We start from the raw sequence: 18,825 nt of genomic DNA on the forward strand, positions 1-18,825 counted from the left end.
CCGCCGTCGTGAGGTGGGCGTGGTGGCTAGAGCCCGCCGCGCGTGCTGCCGCCGCCGGCGGAACCGCCGGCGTCGGACACGTTCGACGTCGCCTCCTTGGCGCGCTCGTTGACGTGCGAGGCGCCCGCCGAGGCCTCGTCCTTGACCGTTGCCGCCGAATCGGTCGCCGTCTGCTTGAGGGACTCCGCGGCCTCCTGCGCCGGCTCCTTCAGGTGCTCGGCGACGTCCTTCGCCGCATCGGAGAGCTCGCTGGCCAGCGGCTGCGCCTTCTCCTTCAGCGTCGAGGCGGCTTCGCGCTCCTTCTGGCTCGCCGGAATCAGCGAGGCGGCCAGCAGGCCGGCGCCGAAGGCGATGAGTCCCGCCGCGAGCGGGTTGCCGCGTGTCTGGGCGATGGCCTGGCGCGGAGCGTCCTGCACGGCCTGGCCGGCCGCGTGGCCCGCCGACGATGCGCTCCCGCCCGCGTTCTCGGCCGATCCCATGATGCTGCCCGTGGCGCGCCGGACCGTCTCGCGGACCTTGTCGCCCTGGCGGTGGGCGATCGAGGACGGGTTGACCTTGTCGGCCAGCGCGTCCACATCGGTGTTGAGTTCCTGCCGCGTGCGCTCGATGTCCGCACGAATCTCGTCTGGTGTCTGGCTCATGGCGTTTCCTCACCTGGTTTCATCGTTGGTGGAATCTTCTTGACGGTGGCGGCGGTCTGGGGGAGACCCTTGACCTCCTTGAGCTTCTTCTTGCCGACGGCGCTCAGCACGGCGGCGGCGATGCCCCAGAGGACCGCGACGATCACGGCGGCCCACCCCAAGTGCATGACGCTGCCGAGTGCCCACATCAGCCCGAGGGACAGGAACAGCAGGACGAAGTGCCCTGCCACTCCCGCGCCGGCGAGCATGCCGGCGCCCTTGCCCGCGGACGTCGCCGACTCGCGCACCTCGGCCTTCGCCAATTCGACTTCCTGGCGGACCAGGGTGGAGAGGTCGCGGGTCAACTCGCCGAACAGTTCGCCGACGGAGTTCGTCGCGGCCCGGTCCTGGGCCTCGGACTGCGGCGGGTTCGCCACGGACGGCGGTTGCTGGTAGTCGCTCATGCCCGGGGGTACCCCCGCTCGGCCTCGGCGACGATGTCCTCCGGACGGCGGACCCCGCCGCCCTCGAGGTTGGCGACGTCGGGGTGGCTGAACGTGTCCGCCACCGGCGGGTAGCTCGCGGCCGGCTCGTAGGTCCGGGGCGGTGTGGCCGTTCCCGTGGCGGCGCCGGCGCCGGTCGACGCGGTGCCCTCCGAGGACCCGGCCGAGGACTCCGCCGCCAGGCCGCGTGCCAAGCGTCCGGCCACGAGGCCGGCGCCGGCGGCGACGGCGAGGAAGACGCCGGGCTTGCGGCGGGCGAAGTCCTTGACGTCCTCGAGAAGCGTTCCCGGATCCCGGGACTCCAGCCATCCGGCCACGTCGCCGGCGCGGTGGGCGGCCTGATCGACGAGTGAGGACGCGGTGCCGTCGGCCGCGGAGTTGTCGGCCATGCCGCGCAGTTCGTCGCTGAGGGCGCGAATGCCCTCCGCGACCTTCTGCTGCTGCGTGCCGGCCTGCTCGCGCAGGTCGGTGCCGAGCTCGCCGACGAGGTTGCGGGCGTGCGCCTTGGCCTCGTGCGCGACCTTGCCGGCCTCCTCCTTGGCCGTCTGGCCAACCTGCTTGGCGGTCTCGGCGCCTTCGCGGCCGACCTGCCGGGCCTCGTCCTTGGCCGCCGAGGCCTTTTCCCGGGCTTCGTCCTTGGCCGCGGTGCTGCCGTTCGCGGACTGCTCCGGGGCATCGGGCCCGGCGGCGAAGCGGTCGAATTCCGGTCCCGCCAGCGGATCGACGGGGGGCGGCGGCGGGGCCAAGCGGTCCTCGCCCTCCAGCGGCTGGTCGAGGCGGGCGGGATCCCGCGGTGCGTTGGGTGTTGTCATGGTGTCTTCTCCAATGGTCGATGTTGTGCACTCGATAGGCAGAAATACCGCCGGTGTAGGGCCGACGGCGGACGGTGTGGCCCGGACGTGCGGGGGAACGGCGGCGGTGCTAGCCGTTCGTGACGCCCTGGATCCTGAGGCCGTGAACCATTGAGTCCTCCTCCTCCATGGGGCGCCCGCGGCGTCGTGGGACGGCCGCGGTGCCCCTGAACATTAGCTAGAACATCTAGTCAACGTGTGGAAGCTAACCACAGACTTAGACTGTAAGGCAAGTGTGCCCGGGAAGTTCCCAGCGAAGTCCCAGCCGGGCCGGATCGGGGGTTGACGGCGTGCCCCCGGGCGTGACTACGGTGGGTAACCGGGTGACTCGTGGCGTGAAGGGAACGCAGTGGGCACACGGGAGCGCCCCACATGTGGACCGACAGGCGGCACCCATGGGCAGGACCGTACGAGGGAGACAAAACATGACGACCACCCCGGAATCCGGCACGAAGCAGCAGGGCAAGACCCTGACCACGAGCCAGGGAGCGCCGCTGCGGGACACCAACCACTCGCTCAAGGCCGGTCCCCGGGGGCCGGTCCTCCTGCAGGACCACCACCTGCGGGAGAAGATCACCCACTTCGACCACGAGCGCATCCCCGAGCGCGTGGTGCATGCCCGCGGCGCGGGCGCCCACGGCACGTTCGTCGGCTACGGCACGGCCGAGAAGCTCAGCTGCGCCGCGTTCCTCGCCGACGGCGTCGAAACCCCGGTCTTCGTGCGCTTCTCCACGGTGGCCGGTTCCCGGGGCTCGGCCGACACCGTGCGGGACACCCGGGGTTTCGCCACCAAGTTCTACACCTCCGACGGGGTGTTCGACCTCGTCGGGAACAACATCCCCGTCTTCTTCATCCAGGACGGCATCAAGTTCCCCGACGTCGTCCACTCGGTCAAGCCGCACCCGGACCTGGAGATCCCGCAGGCACAGAGCGCGCACGACACGTTCTGGGACTTCGTCTCCCTGCACACGGAGGCGCAGGCGCACACGATGTGGGTCATGAGCGACCGCGGCATCCCGCGTTCCTACCGCACCATGGAGGGCTTCGGGGTGCACACCTTCCGCCTCGTGGACGCGGACGGCGGGACGTCGCTGGTGAAATTCCACTGGAAACCCAAACTCGGCGTCCACTCCCTCATCTGGGAGGAGGCGCTCCTGACGAACGGCGTCGACCCGGACTTCCACCGGAGGGACCTGGCCGCGGCCATCGAGTCCGGCGCCTTCCCCGAATGGGAACTGGGCATCCAGGTGTTTCCGGACAACGAGGAGCAGATGTTCGAGGGGATCGACCTGCTCGATCCCACCAAGTTCGTGCCCGAGGAGCTGGCCCCCGTGCAGCCGATCGGCAAGATGGTCCTGAACCGGAACCCGACCAACTACTTCGCCGAGACGGAGCAGGTGGCGTTCCACCCCGGGCACCTCGTCCCCGGCATCGACGTCACCAACGACGCGCTGCTGCAGGTCCGGCTGTTCTCCTACATCGACACGCAGCTGACCCGGCTCGGGGGCCCGAACTTCTCCCAGATCCCCATCAACCGCCCGCACGCCGACGTCAACGACATGCTGCGCGATGGCTTCCACCAGGACGACGTCCACGAGGGCATCGCGCCGTACCACCCGAACTCGCTCGACGGCGGATGCCCGTTCATGGCCGGGGCGGAGGGCTCCGCCCGGATGCCCTTCATCGACGTGCCCGAGCACATCGCGGAGGCCGTCAAGGAGCGGCGCAACCCGGCCACTTTCGACGACCACTACAGCCAGGCGCGGATGTTCTACCGCAGCCTGGGCGCGCAGGAGCGGCTGCACGTCCAGCAGGCGTATTCGTTCGAACTCGGCAAGTGCGCCAGCGAGGCCGTCCGGGCGCGGCAGCTGCAGGCGCTCGCGAACATCGACGCGGACCTCTGTGCGGCCGTCGCGCTCGGGCTTGGCCTGCCGGCGCCGTCGGCGGACCGCGAAGTGCAGGAACGCGAACCGAGCCCCGCCGTGTCGCAGGTCGGGGCCAGCTGGCCGGTGGACGGGCGCGTGGTGGGCATCGTCGCCGACCACGCGAGCGACGCGGCGGCGATCGAAACCGTGGTGGCCGAGGCGCACCGCAACGGACTCAAGCCGCTGCTGGTGGCGCCGACGGGCGGCACGCTCGCCGACGGTTCACCCGTGGACCGCACGTTCCTGACGGCGCGGTCGATCGAGTTCGACGCGCTCGTGGTCCTCGCGGTTCCGGCGCCGGCGGCCGACGCGGTCCCGGATCTGGACGGGAAGGCGGGGACGCCGTCGCCCCCCGGCGGCGAGGGCCTGGACCCGCGGCTCATCCTCCTGCTGCAGGAGGTCTACCGGCAGGCCAAGGCGATCGTCCTGTCCGGACCCGGCGGGTCCGTGATGGCCGGCGCCGGACTGCCCGCGGAGTCGCCCGGGGTCGTCGCGGCGGAGCCCGCCGGCGCCGTCGAGGCGGCGGTCGGGCTGCTCGGCACCCACCGCGCGTGGGAGCGGCTGGCGCGGCGATAGGCCGAGCGGGGCTCGGCGCCTAGAGGGTGGCGTCCCGCGGGGGCCGGCCGAAGCGGGTGAGCTTGTGCGAGCCGTCGCAGAAGGGTTTGGTCGCGGACGCGCCGCAGCGGCAGAGCGCCACGGTGCTGCGGTCGGCATCGATCCGCGCCCCGTCGCCGTCCACCAGTTCCACGTCGCCGCGGATCAGGAGCGGCCCGCGCGGGCACACGGTGATCTCGACGGGCGGGGCTTTGCGGACGGGCGCGGCGCCGCGCGGGTCCTCCGCGTTCACGCGTCCTCCAGCGCGGGGAGCCGGACGGACAGGGAGCTGCGGCCGGAGTCCCAGGCCTCCAGCTGCCACCGGCCGACCAGCTCGTCGAGCAGGCAGACGCTCGCCGCCCCGAAGAAGACGTCGCTGGCCAGCCGCGGGTCCTCCTCGATCAGCCCGCCCGCCAGGTCGCGGCCGGCGATCTGCTCATGGACCGCGTCGGCCGCCACGTGTTCGTCGAAGTAGTCCGTCACCGGCGCCCCGAAGCCGAGGCGCCGGAACCCGCGGGCGTACTTCGCGTTGGGTAGCGACGACGTCATCTCGTAGATCGCCAGGTGCCCCGCGATGGCGCCGCGCAGCCGGCGCTGCAGCCCGAAGAGCGACATCGCGTTCACCGACGCCAGGCTGATGGCCGGGATATGGTCGAGGTAGTGCCCGAACCCGCTCTTGAGGCCGAGTCCCTCCATGGTGCGCGCGAAGAGCTGCGCGTGCATCTGCCCGGGACGCCCGCCGCCGTATTCGTCGGCCTGGATCTCGACCATGGCCGACTTGGCGCGTCCGGTCAGCCGCGGGATGGCCCACGTGTGGGGATCCGCCTCCTTGAGCTGGTAGACCGACTTGTGGATGAGGAACTCGCGGACCTGCCCCACGTCGGCGTGGCGGGCCACGAAGTCGGCGACCGACGGTCCGCCGTCCGCCGCGGCCATGGCGAACAGCCGGTCCGCGACCTGTTGCGCGCCGCTGGGCGGCGCGTCCATGACGGAGACGCCGTCGCGCAACCGGCCCTCGAAGGCCTCCTCGATGTCGGCGCGCAGGGCCAGCAGCGGTGGGTGCCACTCCCACCGGTCGTTGACGCCCTCGAGGCCCGAGTAGTGCAGTTCGTACAGGCACAGGAGCGCGAGCTGCAGGTCGTCGTCGTACAGCACGTCGCCGTGGTCGCGCAACGCGTCCTCCACGGCAGAGGCGAGGGCGGGCATGGGGTCGGCGAGGTCGTTGCGGGCCAGGGCCGCGAAGAGGGCCTCGGTGACGGACCCGCGGGGAGCGGGAAGCTTCATGGTGTTCTCCTGGGATCGGACGGGCGGGGTGGTCGGCGCGCGCGGCGCTGCGGCGCACAAGGGGGTGTCGGGGCGGTCGCGATGGTCCGCGGACCGGATCGCCTACGGGGCACCGGGCGGCAGGGTGCGCCGCCCGCCGGATGTGGGACGCGCGGAACCCGGGCAGGTGGGCCGGCGGCGGGCGGATGGTCCGCGTCGCCCGAAGCGGGACGGCATGAGGTCTCCTCAGTCCACGTCCCCCGTCGGCCGAGGCGGCCAGCGGCCGTTCGGAGTGGGCGTAGTTCTTCACTGTCCACGGGGGCGGGGTGCCGTGCCGTTGCGGGGCCCGGCCTTGCCTTACACGTGAAGCCATTCCAGACTATGGCCCCGACCCGCGGCTGTCCAGACGCGCCGATCCCTCGCGCAGCGGTCCCCGAAAGTTTCCGACGCCGTGCCGCGGCCCCGCAGCCGCGGATTCCCGCGGTTGCCGGGAGATCCCGCCGTCCCGCGCCAGCCACCGGCGCCTGGCCGCGGCTTCGTTCTGTCGGATCGGAGTGTTTGAATGGCTCCTCCCGGTGCACCACGGCGCCGGAACCGCCCCAACACGAGGAGGACCGCCATGAAGGCACTCACCTGGCAAGGCAAGCGCACCATCGGCTACGACGACGTTCCGGACCCCGTCATCCAAGAGCCCACCGATGCGATTGTCCGCATCACATCGACCGCCATCTGCGGATCCGACCTGCACCTGTACGAGGTCATGGGCGCCTACATGCACGCCGGCGACATCCTCGGGCACGAGCCCATGGGCATCGTCGAGGAGGTCGGCGCGGGGGTCCACAACCTCAAGGTCGGCGACCGCGTGGTCATCCCCTTCAACATCTCCTGCGGGCATTGCTGGATGTGCGAGCGCGGGCTGCAGTCGCAGTGCGAGACCACGCAGGTGACCGGCAAGGGCAAGGGCGCGTCCCTGTTCGGCTTCTCGGAGCTCTACGGGCAGGTCCCGGGCGGCCAGGCCGAGCTGCTGCGCGTCCCGTTCGCGGACTATGGGCCGGTCGTCGTCGGCAAGGAGCTCCCCGACCACCGCTACCTCTTCCTGTCGGACATCCTCCCCACCGCCTGGCAGGGCGTCGAGTACGCCGAGGTGCCGGACGGCGGGACGCTCGCCGTCTTCGGGCTGGGACCGGTGGGCCAGCTGGCCGCCCGGATCGGGCGGCACCGCGGCTACCGCGTCATCGGCGTCGACCCGGTCCCCGAGCGGCGCGCCATGGCCGAACGCAACGGCGTCGAGGTCCTGGACTTCGGCAAGGACGTCGCGGGCCAGCTCCGCGAGATGACGACGCGCGGCCCCGACGCCGTCCTGGACGCCGTCGGGATGGAGGCGCATGGTTCGCCGGGCGCCGGCTTCCTGCAACAGGCCACCAGCCTCCTGCCGGACAAGGTCGCCCAGGCGGCACTGGAGACCGCTTCGGTGGACCCGACGGCCGTGCTCCACACGGCCGTCCAGACCGTGCGGCGCGGCGGGACGATCTCGCTGAGCGGCGTCTACGCCGGCAAGGCCACGCCGATGCCCCTCGTGGACATGTTCGACAAGCAGATCACGCTGCGCGAGGGCCAGTGCAACGTCCGACGGTGGACGGACACGCTGCTGCCGCTCGTGGAGGACGCGGCGGATCCCTTCGGCCTCGACGACCTCGTCACGCACACGGCGCCCCTTTCCCAGGGGCCGGAGCTGTACAAGCGGTTCCAGAAAAAGGAGGACGGCTGCATCAAGGTGGTTCTCAACCCGTAGCGGGAACGGCGCGACGCGGCCGGCAGAAGGCGTAGTCAAATGGCGAATATCGTCATAGGGTCAGAAAGCAAGGCTGTTGGCCGAAGATCCCAGGCGCCGACGGCCTTCAACACAACGATGTGGAGGCTTGTGTCAATGCCGAATCACCCGAAACCACCCGCGGCGCGCCGGCGGGGCAAGGCAACGGCGGGGGCGGCGGCCATCGTGGCGGGTCTTCTCCTCGCCGGCTGCGGCGGCCCGGCCGACGGCGGGACCCCCGTGCTCACGTGGTACATCAACCCGGACGACGGCGGCCAGGCCGTCCTCGCCGAACGGTGCACGGCGGAGTCCGGCGGCGCCTACCGGATCGAGACCTCGCTGCTCCCCTCGGACGCCTCGTCCCAGCGGGAGCAGCTGGCCCGCCGGCTCGCCGCCGGCGACACCTCGCTGGACATCATGAGCCTCGACCCGCCATTCATCCCCGAGCTCGCGGAGCCCGGCTTCCTCGCGCCGGTTCCCGCCGAAACCGCGGAGAGGACCACCGCGAACACGCTGGAGGGCGCGCTCGCGGGGGCCTCGTGGAAGGACGAGCTGGTCACGGTGCCGTTCTGGGCCAACACGCAGTTGCTCTGGTACCGCAAGTCGGTGGCCGAGGCCGCGGGACTGGACATGTCCGGCCCCGTGACCTGGGACCAGATCATCGCGGCCGCCGAGGAACAGGACAAGTTCCTGGGCGTGCAGGGCGCGCTGGCCGAGTCGATGACCGTGTGGGTGAACGCCCTCGTCGAGTCCGGCGGGGGGCAGATCCTGACGAACCCCGAGGCCTCCGCCGAGGAGGTCCAGCTGGGTCTCGAATCGGAGGCCGGCACCAAGGCCGCGGAGATCGTCTCCGCGATCGGGCGCCAGGGTCTCGGCGGTCCCGGCCTGCCGACGCAGGCCGAGAACGAGTCGATGCTGCTCTTCCAGGGCGACAACGGATCGTTCATGGTCAACTGGCCGTTCGTCTGGCCGGCCACCAACGGCGCCGTGGAGGCCGGGAACCTGGACGAGTCCCTCGTCGAGGACATCGGCTGGGCCATCTACCCCCAGACCCTGGAGGGGCAGGAGGCGGCCCCGCCGCTCGGCGGCATCAACCTGGGGGTGGGTTCGAAGAGCCAGCACCCGGACCTCGCCTACCGGGCCATCGAGTGCATCGTCTCGCCCGAGAACCAGACCGAGTATTTCGTGACCAACGGCAACCCGCCGTCGGACTCCACGGCCTACGACGACGCGTCGATCACGGAGAAGTTCCCGATGGCGGACGCGATCCGCCAGTCGCTGGAACAGTCCGCGCCGCGCCCGCAGACGCCGTACTACAACGAGGTGTCCACCGGTATCCAGCAGAACTGGGCCCCGCCGACGCAGGTCGACGCGGACACGACGCCGAAGACCACCACCGACTTCATCGTTGAGGTCCTCCGAGGGGAGAGGCTGCTGTGAGCGCCACCACCGAAACCCGCGCGAAGGCGCGGGCGGCCGAGAAGTCCAAGACGCCCGTCGTCTACAGCGACCGCCGCCGCGCCGAACGGCGCCTCGGCTGGATCCTCGCGGGCCCCGCGTTCGTCATCATGCTGCTGGTCACGCTGTATCCGATCCTGCAGGCCGTCTGGGACTCGATGTTCAACTTCCGGCTCACCGCGCCGGACGACCGCGCGTTCGTCGGCCTCGGCAACTACTCGACCATCCTCACGGACACCCTCTTCTGGCAGGCCCTCGGCGTGACGCTCCTCATCACGGTCGTCACGGTCGTCGTCGAGCTGGTCCTCGGATTCGCGCTGGCGCTGGTGATGAGCAAGGCGCTCAAGTCGCTCCGCGGCCTCGTGCGGACGGCCATCCTGGTGCCGTACGGCATCATCACGGTCGTCTCCGCGTTCGCGTGGTTCTACGCGTTCGACATCAACTCCGGGTTCGTGAACAGCTGGTTCGACTGGGTGCCGGGCATCGGCGAGGACACCAACTGGTTCGCCGGCACCTGGTCCTCGCTCTTCGTCATCATGGCGTCCGAGATCTGGAAGACGACGCCGTTCATCTCCCTCCTGCTGCTGGCGGGGCTGGCGCAGGTGCCGGACGAGCTGACCGAGGCCGCCGAGGTCGACGGTGCGACCTGGTGGGAGCGCATGGTCCGCGTGATCCTGCCCAACATGAAGGCCGCGATCATGGTCGCCGTGCTCTTCCGGGCGCTGGACGCCTTCCGCATCTTCGACAACGTCTTCATCATGACCAACGGCGCGTTCGGGACCGAGGTGCTCTCGCTCCTGGCGTACCGGACCTCCATCGGGCGGCTGGAGATCGGGCTGGGCTCGGCCATCTCCGTGCTCCTGTTCCTGTGCGTCCTGATCATCTGCTTCGTCGCCATCAAGCTGTTCAAGGTGGATCTGGCCGGAAGCCAGGGGGGGAAATAATGTCCAAGACAACATCCAAATCGAAGCTCATCTGGGCGGCCATCACCGTCGCGGTCCTGATCTACGCGCTGTTCCCGGTCGCCTCCATCTTCGCCACCTCCTTCAAGGAGCCCAGCGACCTGGCCAACCGGAAGTTCCTCCCGACCGAGTGGTCCTTCGTCAACTACGAGCAGATCCTCGTGGGGGACGCGCAGGAGCTGTTCCTCAGCTCCTTGCGCAACTCCATCGGCATCGCGCTCATCGCGACGTTCGTCGCCGTCGTGCTGGCCACCCTGTGCGCCTACGCGATCGCACGTCTGGACTTCCCCGGCAAGAAGCTCATCCTGACCACGGCCTTGGCGGTGTCGATCTTCCCGGTCATCTCCATCGTCACGCCGCTGTTCAACGTGTGGCGCACGATCGGCCTCTACGACACGTGGCTGGGCCTGATCATCCCGTACCTCTCGCTGACCCTGCCGATCTCCATCTGGACGCTGGCGGCCTTCTTCCGGCAGATCCCGTGGGAACTCGAGCAGGCGGCGCAGGTCGACGGGGCCACCACGTGGCAGGCCTTCCGCAAGGCGATCATCCCGCTGGCCGCGCCGGGCGTCTTCACGACGGCCATCATCGCGTTCTTCATCGCGTGGAACGACTTCGTCTACGGCATCTCGCTCACCTCCACCGAGGCGGCCCGGCCCGTGCCGGCGGCGCTGGCCTTCTTCACGGGGGCCTCCCAGTTCGAGTCGCCGACGGGAGCCATCTCCGCCGCGGCGATCATCGTCACCATTCCCGTGGTCCTGCTGGTGCTCCTCTTCCAGCGGCAAATCGTCTCCGGCCTGACCCAGGGCGCCGTCAAGGGCTGACGCCCGGGCCCGCGAACCACAAAGGACAAGAACCCATGGCATCGATCACCCTGAAAAACATCGTCAAGAAGTACGACGACGGCTTCCCCGCGGTCAACGACGTGAGCATCGACATCGCGGACGGGGAGTTCGTCATCCTCGTCGGGCCGTCCGGCTGCGGCAAGTCCACGCTCCTGCGCATGATCGTGGGCCTGGAGGACATCACCTCCGGCGACCTGCTCATCGACGGCAAGCGCGTCAACGAGAAGGCCCCCCGCGACCGCAACCTGGCGATGGTCTTCCAGAACTACGCGCTGTACCCGCACCTGACCGTGTTCGAGAACATCGCGTTCCCGCTCCGGCTGAACAAGGGCAAGCTCACGGAGGAGCGCGTCAAGGAGCTCGTGCTGGGCGCCGCCAAGACGCTCGAGCTGACCGACCACCTGGAGCGCAAGCCCGGCAACCTCTCCGGCGGCCAGCGCCAGCGCGTCGCGATGGGCCGGGCGATCGTGCGCCAGGCCGACGCGTTCCTCTTCGACGAGCCGCTGTCCAACCTCGACGCGAAGCTGCGCGGCCAGATGCGCGCCGAGATCTCGCAGATGCAGCGGCGGCTCGGGACCACCAGCGTCTACGTCACGCACGACCAGACGGAGGCCATGACGCTCGGGGACCGCGTGGCTGTGCTCAAGAAGGGCATCCTCCAGCAGATCGCGTCGCCGCGCGAGCTCTACGAGCAGCCCGTGAACCTCTTCGTGGCCGGATTCATCGGCAGCCCGTCGATGAACTTCCTGCCCGCCACGCTGGACGGGACCGTGCTCAAGACGCCGATCGGCGACATCCCCGTCCCCGAGGAGAAGGCCGCGGTGGCCCGCGGCAAGGACGTCGTCCTGCTCGGCGTCCGTCCCGAGTTCTTCGAGGACGCCTCGCTGGTCGAGGAGCACAAGCTTCAGCACGGCGCCAAGTTCACGGCCGAGCTCACGCACACCGAGTGGCTCGGCAACGAGCAGTACGGGTACATCGACTTCGAGCCGAGCCCGGAGGTGCGCGAGCTGCTCCAGGGTCTGGCCCGCGACATGGACGCCGAGGAACTGCGGCCCCAGGTCGTGGTGACGCTCGACGCGGCCAGCCGGATCCGCGGTGGGCACCCCGCCGAACTGTGGCTCGACACGCGGCGCCTGCACATCTTCGACCCGAGCTCCGGGGACAACCTCACGCGCGACGCCGCGGCGGGCGAGGCGCTGACCGAGGAGGCCGCGGCCGAGCGCAAGGAGGAGATCGAGCGGGCCGGCCGGGCGAGGACGGCGGCGGCCGGCGAGTAGGCCGGGCGGCGGGCCTAGAGGTTCAGCAGGTAGTCCGAGAAGCCGCCCGGCGCCCGGCCGTCGAGGCGGCCCGAGGTCACCGCGTGCAGCCGTCCGGAGGAAACGACGCGCGCGCCGCCGGCGCGGAGTCCCTCGACCAGGCGGACGTCCTCGTGTACCGGCAGGGGAGCGAAGCCCCCCACCGCGAGGTACGCGCTGGCCCGCACGCCCAGGTTCGCCCCGTGGACGTGCCCGTGGCCGTCGGCGAGCACGTGCCGCGCCCGCCATGACGCGTGGCGCGGCGCCCCGACGTCGTCGGCGTCGGGTTCGACGGTCCCCAGCACCGCGTCGGCCCCGGCGTCCGCCAGCGCGACCATGGTGCGCAGCCAGTGTGCCGGCACGCGGGTGTCGGCGTCGGTGCACGCGATCCAGACGGTTCCGGGATCGTCGGCGCCCCCGAGCGCGGCGGCCGCGCCGGCGGCGCGGGCCGCGCCGACGCAGCCGTGGTCCACCGCCAGGACGCCGATCCGGGCGTTCCGCGCCGCCGCCGCCGCGGCGATCGCCGCGCTTCCGTCGGTGCAGCCGTCCAGGACCACGGTCACGCCGGCCGCACAGCGCGGCGAGGAGCGCTCCAGGACATCCATCGCGGCCCGCAGGTGGTCGAGGCAGGCGCCGAGGAGGCGGTCCTCGTTGCGGGCCGGCACGACGACGGCCACGCGCGCGATCGGCGGCCGCGACGTCATGGCCGGTCCCCGGCGCGTTCCCCCGGCGCCTCGAAGACCTCCAGCAAGAAATCCCGCTCGCGGTGCGTCACCACCGGCGTCCAGCCCTCGAGGGTGCGGGCCTCCGCGTGGACGGCCTCGCCGTCGAGCTCCCAGCCGGCCACCGGGTGCAGCCAGTGGCAGAGCAGCAGGTGGCCGCCGGGCCGCAGCGATCGCGCCGCGCGGAGCAGGAGCATGGTGAGCTCGTCGCCGCCCAGGAAGTAGCCGATCTCGGAAACCACCACCAGGTCCAGCGAGCCCGGATCGAACGCGGGCCAGCCACCCGGCAGGTCCGCGCGGACCAGCCGCACGTGCCCGAGCTGCCCGAGCCGCCGGGCGGCGAGGTCCAGGGCCACCCCGCTCGCGTCGATCGCGGTGAGCTCGTCGCACCGCCGGGCCAGCGACTCCGTGAGGACCCCGATCGAGCACCCGGCCTCGGCGGCGGCGCCGTAGCGCTCGCGCGGCAGGGACGCGAGCGTGACGTCGCGCTTGCGGCGCTCGTACCAGCTGGTCAGGTAGGCCCACGGGTCCGGGTCGCGGCGGTACAGGGCGTCGAAGACATCGGCGGCGGAGCCCGAGTCCCGCCGCCCGGCCGCGCTCCAGCGGAACGTCTCCGCGGGGCGCCCGAAGTGTTCCAGGAACGACTCCGTCAGGAGCGTCTCGTCCCCCTCGGCGCCGGACAGCGGCCGGATCTGGGACCCGTGGGCGGCCATCGCCTCCCGCTTGGCGGCGGCGGCCGGACCGTCCAGCGGCAACGTGCGCCAGTGCCGCCACTGGTCCGACTCGCCGGGCGTCGCCCAGAGCCAGTACCAAATGGGGAACTCGAGCAGGCCGGCCCCGTGCCGCGCCGCGACCCGGGCCGCCACCGCGCCGACGGCGTCGTGGTCGGCGTGGCCGTCGAACCGGTACGGCGCCGCGATGACGGCGGGCCCTTCCGCGGGAAGCTCGGCGGCCAGGGCCGCCTCGAGGGCGGGCAGGTGGCCGGAGACGGCGCCGTCCGGCAGGCCCAGATGCCGCCAGTCCAGGACGCCGGCCCCCGGATCCGGGGAGTCGGCGAGGCCGCGCATGGCGTTCGAGAACTCGTCGAGGCGGATCGCCGCCAGCTCCGTCGGCGAGACGGTGGGGGAGTCCGGGTGGGATGCCTCGCCCGCGGAGCACAGGAGCACGCGCACGTCGGCTCCCGCCCGCAGCGCCGCGTGGATCAGGCCCGCGGCGCCGAGCGACTCGTCGTCGGGGTGGGCCGCCACCACGATCAGGCGCCCGCCCCGCCCCGGCACGGATCCGGGGTCCAGCTCCGGGAGCCCTTCGACGCCGGCGTCCCGCCACGCGCGCTCCGGGGTCCCGGCATCCCGGTGGTCGAAGCTCACCAGGATCCCTCCGTTCCGTCCGCCGGGCGCGCGGCGACGAGCCGGCCCAGACCGGCGTCGTCGCGCGCCCCGTGGTGCTGGCGGATGTAGACGGTCAGGTCGGCCGCGCGCCGCGCGTGCTCCTCGTCGAAGGCCAGCGGGCCCGGGCCCATCGCCTCGCCGCAGATCGCGAGCATCCGGGCGCAGACCGAGGCGACGTGGCCGCGCGCCCGGTGGGCCTCGACCCAGCCGGCCGTCCCCGCGTCCACGGCGTCCGCCGCCCGCAGCAGCACGGCGGCGGCGGAGTCCAGGAGCCGCTCGGCCTCCCCGAGCCAGGCCTGCGCCAACTGGTCGGGCTCGCGGCGGTGGGCGGAGCGCTCGAGGGTGCGGAAGAGCCCGACCGCCCCGCCGAACCAGCACGCCGCGACCCCGATGCCTCCCCAGGCGAAGCCGTCGCGGCGAAGGTACCAGTCGGTTCCCCCGACCGGCCGCGCGGGGACGCCGGCGAAGGAGAGGGGCCCGCTGGGGACGCGGCTCAGGCCGCGGCTGGCCCAGGGGGCGGGATGCGCCGCGACGCCGGGCTGCCGGAGGTCCACGGCGAACGCGCGGCGCCCCCCGGGGACGTGGGCCGTGACGACGGCGTGGTCCAGTTCCGCGGCGAGCGAGCACCACGGCTTGTCGCCGTCCAGGCGCCAGGCGCCGCCGTCGTCCGTCCCCTCCAGACGCGCGTCCGGCGATTCGGCCGCGAACACGCCCCACGCAGTCCCGGACGGCCACGGGACCCCGGCCTGCGCGAGGATCGCCGCGGCATCCAGGTGCGGCTCGACGGCGCGCGCGGCCGTCAGGTCGGCGGCGGCGACGGACGCCAGCAACTCCCACAACCGAGCCGTCGAGCCTGCGCCCGGGACCGGCGGGGTCCCGTCCGCGACCCGCAGCAGGGCGAGGACGGGTCCGGGGTCCCCCTGGCAGGAGGCCGCGGCCCTCAGGAGCGCCGGGGCGTCGAACGACGCCGGAGCCGCGCCGGGCGCCTCCGCGCCGCGGCTTGTCCCGCCGAAACGCACCCCTCGAACCGCCACCGGGTCTCCTTCTCCGCCATCGTGAACCGTGGCTGTCAGGATAGCGTTTCCCGGCCCGCGGGGTGGCGCCGGGCCCACTTGACCTGAGGGTGACCAGTGCGGTTTTGTTAGGCGTAGTGAGGAAACGGAGGCCCCGAGCATGGCGGAAGACAGGAATCCCAGCGTCAAGGACGGGGAGCTGTACGAGAAGCTCCGCGGCGAGGGCAACTCGAAGCAGAAGTCGGCGCGCATCGCCAACGCCGCCGCACGCGACGGACGCGGGGCGGTCGGCGAACGCGGCGGCGAGTCCGGCAGCTACGAGGACTGGACCGTCCGGCAGCTGCGGGACCGCGCCAAGGACATCGGCCTGACGGGGTATTCGGATCTCACCAAGAAGGACCTCATCCGGGAGCTCAGGAACTCCTGAGCGCCGACGGTCCGGCGCAGGGCGGCCGGCACGGAGCCCGACTCCACCCACAGAACGCCCGATTGAAGGAGCAGGACATGGCAGACGAGTACGACGCCTCAGAAGATCGATCCAACCACCCCCGCAACCAACCGACGCAGCCGGTGGACCAGCGCCCGCAGGGACTCCTGCTGGGCTTCGCGGGCCTCATTATCGCGCTGCTCTTCGGCATCTTCATCTGGCTCGACGCGGACCAGCCCGGCGGCCTCGCGACGCCGATGTGGATCGGTGTCCTGTTCGGCCTGATCATCGCCGGATTCGGCTTCTTCCGCCGGATCCACGGACCCAGCAAACTCGACTTCCCGGATGGGGGATCCAATGTCTCCGAATAGCACCCACGAGTCGTCCGGACCGGAGCGGGACGAGCCCCGCACCGGGGAACCCGCGGACGCCGACGCGCACGGCCAGCACGACGCCGGCGGTCCCCGCGAGGGCGGCCGCGACGGCGGGGGCGACGCCCGCACCGTCGACGCCGAGTCCCTGCCCGACGGCAGCGGCAACGACAGCGAGGACGACTCCCCGGAGGACGCCGAGCGCTTCGACGCGGGATAGTCCGCCGGCGCCGGCCGGACCTACGTGAACAGGTCCAGCACGGCGCGGTCGGGCTGCCGGCGGAAGTCGGCGGCCCGGCCCTGTTCGAAGCACTTGACGACGTGGGGATCCACGTAGGAGTCCCGCGCGACGGTCGGCGTGTTGTGCAGCCAGGCCGCCGCGTCCTGGATGGCGGCCGACACCGCGGCCGGCGAGCTGTCCCCGGTGCGCAGGGCGCGGGCCAGCGAGCGGGCCGCCACCACCGTCCCCTGCCACGTGCGGAAGTCCTTGGCGGTGACGTGGGCGCTGGCGGCGTCGCTGAGATAGTCGTTGATGTCCGCCGCCGACACCCCGTTCCAGGTGGTGCGCCGGCCCTCGCGCACCGGGTAGCAGATGGCCGGGGCCCCGCGCGGGCTCTTGGGGACCTCGGCGAAGAACGCGCCCAGCAGCGGATCCTCCACCCGCACGTCCCAGTCGCCGCCGGACTTGCCGCGGAACACGAGGCGGACCAGATCGCCCTCCACCTCCACGTGCCGCCGCTGGAGCGTGGAGGCGCCGAAGGACCCGTTCTCCTCGGCATAGGCCGCGCCGCCGATCCGCAGCCCGCCGCGGTCCAGCAGGCGGACGGCCGCGGCGAGCGCGCGGCGGCGCCCGTCCCGCTCCTGCTTGAGGTCCCGCGTGACGGTCCGCCGGACGGCGGGCAGGCGCTCGGCGAACGACCGGGCCCGCAGGAACTTCTCGACATCCCGCAGCTCGCGCCAGCGCGGGTGGTACAGGTACTGCGTGCGTCCCGCCGCATCGATGCCCGTCGCCTGGATGTGGGCGTTGGCCTGGGAGGCGATCCACACGTCGGTCCACGCCGGCGGGATGCCCAGCCCACGGATCCGTTCGAGCGTCTCGGCGGCCTCGATCCTCTTGCCGTTGGCGCCGAGGTACGTGAAGCCGCGTCCGGCGCGGCGCCGGGTGATGCCGCCCGTCCCCGGCTGGACGCGCCGCAACCGGGCCGCCACTAGGCTTTCCTCCGGCGCTCGCCCGGCTCCGTCGCGGGGGGCTTGCGCGCTGACCCCTTCGCGGCCCCCTTCGCGGACGTCTTCGCGGCGCCCTTGCCGGAGGTCGCCGTGCCGGACTTCCCGGCCGACGTCGTCTTGCCCGCGCCCGAGCGACGGGTCCGCTTGCCCTCGATGCTGCGCTTCAGGGCCTCCATGAGGTCGATCACGTCACCGGAACCCTGCCCGGCGTCCTCGCGCGCCGCATCGGCGTCGCCGAACGTCGCCCCGGTATCCAGCGAGTCGCCCTGCTTCAGCTTTTCCTCGATCAGCGTCCGCAGTTCGGACTGGTACTCGTCCTCGAAGTCCCGGGGGGCGAAGTCCCCGGAGAACTGCTCGACCAGCAGGGCGGACATCTTGAGTTCCTGGTCGCTGATCTTCACGCGCGACTTCGTGGCCGGGAAGTCCACCTCGCGCACCTCGTCGCCCCAGAGCATCGCCTGCAGCACCAGCACCTTGCCCCGCACGCGTAGCGCCCCGAGCCGGGTCTTCTGCCGCAGCGCGAACTTCACGACGGCGGTCAGCTCCGAGTCCTCGAGCGTCTTGCGCAGCAGGAGGTAGGCCTTCGGCGACTTGGAGTCGGGCTCCAGGTAGTAGCTGCGCTCGAGCATGATCGGGTCGATCTGCGCGTTCGGCACGAACTGGACCACCTCGATCTCCCGGCTCTTCTCCGACGGCAGCGCCTCGAAGTCCTCGCCCGTGAGCACGACGGTGCGTTCGCCGTCGTCGTACGCCTTGTCGATGTGTTCGAAGTCGACCTTCTCCCCGCACACCTCGCAACGGCGCTGGTAGCGGATGCGTCCGCCGTCGGCGTCGTGCACCTGGTGCAGCGACACGTCGTGGTCCTCGGTCGCGCCGTAGGCCTTGACCGGGACGTTCACCAGGCCGAAGGCGATGGCGCCGGTCCAGATGGCGCGCACGCGGCTAGAGGTCCGTGCCGCCGGAACCGCCCGGATGGGCCGGTTCGCCGGTGGCCTTGGCCTTGACCCAGCGCGCGAGCACGCCCGCGAACCCGGTCGGGTTGTCCCAGTATTCGGCGTGCTCCGAAGCGACGCGCACCAGCACGGCGTTCGACGAATCCGGGCCCTCGGGGATGAAGGCCTCCACCAGCGGGTTCCAGAGCTCGTGCTTCTTCGCCGGATCGTCCACGACCGAGGCCGTGCCGTTCAGCGAGACCCAGCGGCGGGAACCCGCGAAGGACGCGTTGACCTGCGGCTCGGCGGCGATCTCGGACAGGACGTGGGCGTCGGCGCTCGTGAAGATCCACAGGTCGCCGTCGTCCTGGACCTCCATGACCGTCAGGGGGCGGCTGACCAGGCGGCCGCCGGCGCTGGTGGTGACCATGGCGACCTTGACGTCGTTGATGATGTCGATGACCTTCTTGGTGTCCGGGTCCATCGGAACCTCCCGCTCGTAGGTAGGCACGACCCTACCCGTTGTCGTCCGCCCGCGGACAGAGTCGACACGACGCCGGGCTGGTCAGCGTGGCGATGGCGGTCCGGAGGCATTGATCCCGGGCCGGGGAGCGGGGAA

At 71.7% G+C, this 18,825-nt stretch carries 20 protein-coding genes; 9 read left to right on the forward strand and 11 right to left on the reverse strand.

The window, feature by feature from the left end:
* Positions 1-26: 26 nt before the first annotated feature.
* The 3 genes from ACETWP_RS14775 to ACETWP_RS14785 are packed head-to-tail and all read right to left on the reverse strand — an operon-like array spanning position 27 to position 1,935.
* The gene (locus tag ACETWP_RS14775) at positions 27-641 is read right to left on the reverse strand and encodes a DUF3618 domain-containing protein (RefSeq protein WP_373973030.1); all 615 of its coding nucleotides are present in this window, start codon (positions 639-641) and stop codon (positions 27-29) included.
* Entirely contained in the window at positions 638-1,084 is a 447-nt protein-coding gene (locus tag ACETWP_RS14780; RefSeq protein WP_373973031.1) for a phage holin family protein, read from the reverse strand. Before ACETWP_RS14780 ends, ACETWP_RS14775 begins: the two co-directional genes overlap by 4 nt.
* A complete protein-coding gene (locus ACETWP_RS14785) occupies positions 1,081-1,935 on the reverse strand; it encodes a F0F1 ATP synthase subunit B family protein (RefSeq protein ID WP_373973032.1) in 855 nt (284 codons plus the stop codon). Before ACETWP_RS14785 ends, ACETWP_RS14780 begins: the two co-directional genes overlap by 4 nt.
* A gap of 464 nt (positions 1,936-2,399) precedes the next feature.
* On the opposite strand from ACETWP_RS14785, the gene ACETWP_RS14790 reads away from it, so the two are divergent.
* The gene (locus ACETWP_RS14790; protein ID WP_373973033.1) at positions 2,400-4,475 is read left to right on the forward strand and encodes a catalase; all 2,076 of its coding nucleotides are present in this window, start codon (positions 2,400-2,402) and stop codon (positions 4,473-4,475) included.
* A gap of 19 nt (positions 4,476-4,494) precedes the next feature.
* Here ACETWP_RS14790 and ACETWP_RS14795 read toward each other — a convergent pair whose 3' ends face one another.
* A complete protein-coding gene (locus ACETWP_RS14795) occupies positions 4,495-4,746 on the reverse strand; it encodes a CDGSH iron-sulfur domain-containing protein (RefSeq protein WP_373973034.1) in 252 nt (83 codons plus the stop codon).
* Entirely contained in the window at positions 4,743-5,777 is a 1,035-nt protein-coding gene (locus tag ACETWP_RS14800; RefSeq protein ID WP_373973035.1) for an iron-containing redox enzyme family protein, read from the reverse strand. The genes ACETWP_RS14795 and ACETWP_RS14800 overlap by 4 nt, the downstream gene beginning before the upstream one ends.
* Before the next feature lie 598 nt (positions 5,778-6,375).
* Here ACETWP_RS14800 and ACETWP_RS14805 point away from each other — a divergent pair.
* The 5 genes from ACETWP_RS14805 to ACETWP_RS14825 all read left to right on the forward strand — a co-directional run bounded on the left by ACETWP_RS14805 (position 6,376) and on the right by ACETWP_RS14825 (position 12,108).
* Entirely contained in the window at positions 6,376-7,548 is a 1,173-nt protein-coding gene (locus ACETWP_RS14805) for a zinc-dependent alcohol dehydrogenase (RefSeq protein WP_373973036.1), read from the forward strand.
* 135 nt (positions 7,549-7,683) lie between these two features.
* Positions 7,684-9,006, forward strand: a complete 1,323-nt coding sequence (locus ACETWP_RS14810; RefSeq protein WP_373973037.1) for an extracellular solute-binding protein — start codon at positions 7,684-7,686, stop codon at positions 9,004-9,006.
* Positions 9,003-9,968, forward strand: a complete 966-nt coding sequence (locus ACETWP_RS14815) for a carbohydrate ABC transporter permease (protein ID WP_373973038.1) — start codon at positions 9,003-9,005, stop codon at positions 9,966-9,968. Before ACETWP_RS14810 ends, ACETWP_RS14815 begins: the two co-directional genes overlap by 4 nt.
* A complete protein-coding gene (locus tag ACETWP_RS14820; protein ID WP_373973039.1) occupies positions 9,968-10,810 on the forward strand; it encodes a carbohydrate ABC transporter permease in 843 nt (280 codons plus the stop codon). The genes ACETWP_RS14815 and ACETWP_RS14820 overlap by 1 nt, the downstream gene beginning before the upstream one ends.
* 35 nt (positions 10,811-10,845) lie before the next feature.
* The gene (locus ACETWP_RS14825; RefSeq protein ID WP_373973040.1) at positions 10,846-12,108 is read left to right on the forward strand and encodes an ABC transporter ATP-binding protein; all 1,263 of its coding nucleotides are present in this window, start codon (positions 10,846-10,848) and stop codon (positions 12,106-12,108) included.
* 14 nt (positions 12,109-12,122) lie between these two features.
* Here the strand turns inward: ACETWP_RS14825 and ACETWP_RS14830 are convergent, their stop codons facing one another.
* Genes ACETWP_RS14830 through ACETWP_RS14840 form a run of 3 tightly spaced genes read right to left on the reverse strand, consistent with a single transcriptional unit; the run spans position 12,123 to position 15,270 of the window.
* Positions 12,123-12,830 (reverse strand): glycosyltransferase family 2 protein, encoded by a 708-nt coding sequence (locus ACETWP_RS14830; RefSeq protein ID WP_373973041.1) that lies wholly within the window; start codon positions 12,828-12,830, stop codon positions 12,123-12,125.
* Positions 12,827-14,215 (reverse strand): PIG-L family deacetylase, encoded by a 1,389-nt coding sequence (locus tag ACETWP_RS14835; RefSeq protein WP_373973042.1) that lies wholly within the window; start codon positions 14,213-14,215, stop codon positions 12,827-12,829. The genes ACETWP_RS14830 and ACETWP_RS14835 overlap by 4 nt, the downstream gene beginning before the upstream one ends.
* Positions 14,212-15,270 carry an acyl-CoA dehydrogenase family protein gene (locus ACETWP_RS14840; protein WP_373973043.1) on the reverse strand — a complete coding sequence of 353 codons (1,059 nt, stop codon included), beginning with the start codon at positions 15,268-15,270 and terminating at the stop codon, positions 14,212-14,214. The genes ACETWP_RS14835 and ACETWP_RS14840 overlap by 4 nt, the downstream gene beginning before the upstream one ends.
* Before the next feature lie 139 nt (positions 15,271-15,409).
* On the opposite strand from ACETWP_RS14840, the gene ACETWP_RS14845 reads away from it, so the two are divergent.
* From ACETWP_RS14845 to ACETWP_RS14855, 3 genes are all read left to right on the forward strand, one after another.
* Entirely contained in the window at positions 15,410-15,676 is a 267-nt protein-coding gene (locus ACETWP_RS14845; RefSeq protein WP_373973044.1) for a DUF7218 family protein, read from the forward strand.
* Positions 15,677-15,753: 77 nt separating this feature from the next.
* On the forward strand, positions 15,754-16,047 hold the full coding sequence (locus ACETWP_RS14850) for a hypothetical protein (RefSeq protein WP_373973046.1): 294 nt from the start codon (positions 15,754-15,756) through the stop codon (positions 16,045-16,047).
* Positions 16,034-16,267: a hypothetical protein gene (locus ACETWP_RS14855; RefSeq protein WP_373973047.1), complete on the forward strand. Its 234-nt coding sequence runs from the start codon at positions 16,034-16,036 to the stop codon at positions 16,265-16,267. The genes ACETWP_RS14850 and ACETWP_RS14855 overlap by 14 nt, the downstream gene beginning before the upstream one ends.
* 20 nt (positions 16,268-16,287) lie before the next feature.
* On the opposite strand, the gene ACETWP_RS14860 is transcribed toward ACETWP_RS14855, so the two are convergent.
* The 3 genes from ACETWP_RS14860 to ACETWP_RS14870 are packed head-to-tail and all read right to left on the reverse strand — an operon-like array spanning position 16,288 to position 18,717.
* A complete protein-coding gene (locus ACETWP_RS14860; RefSeq protein WP_373973048.1) occupies positions 16,288-17,256 on the reverse strand; it encodes a DNA topoisomerase IB in 969 nt (322 codons plus the stop codon).
* Positions 17,256-18,212 (reverse strand): non-homologous end joining protein Ku, encoded by a 957-nt coding sequence (gene ku / locus ACETWP_RS14865; protein WP_373973049.1) that lies wholly within the window; start codon positions 18,210-18,212, stop codon positions 17,256-17,258. Before ku ends, ACETWP_RS14860 begins: the two co-directional genes overlap by 1 nt.
* A gap of 4 nt (positions 18,213-18,216) precedes the next feature.
* Positions 18,217-18,717 carry a pyridoxamine 5'-phosphate oxidase family protein gene (locus ACETWP_RS14870; RefSeq protein WP_373973050.1) on the reverse strand — a complete coding sequence of 167 codons (501 nt, stop codon included), beginning with the start codon at positions 18,715-18,717 and terminating at the stop codon, positions 18,217-18,219.
* Positions 18,718-18,825 lie beyond the last annotated feature (108 nt).

The organism is Arthrobacter halodurans, assembly GCF_041877255.1.
Classification (GTDB): Bacteria; Actinomycetota; Actinomycetes; order Actinomycetales; family Micrococcaceae; genus Arthrobacter_N; species Arthrobacter_N halodurans.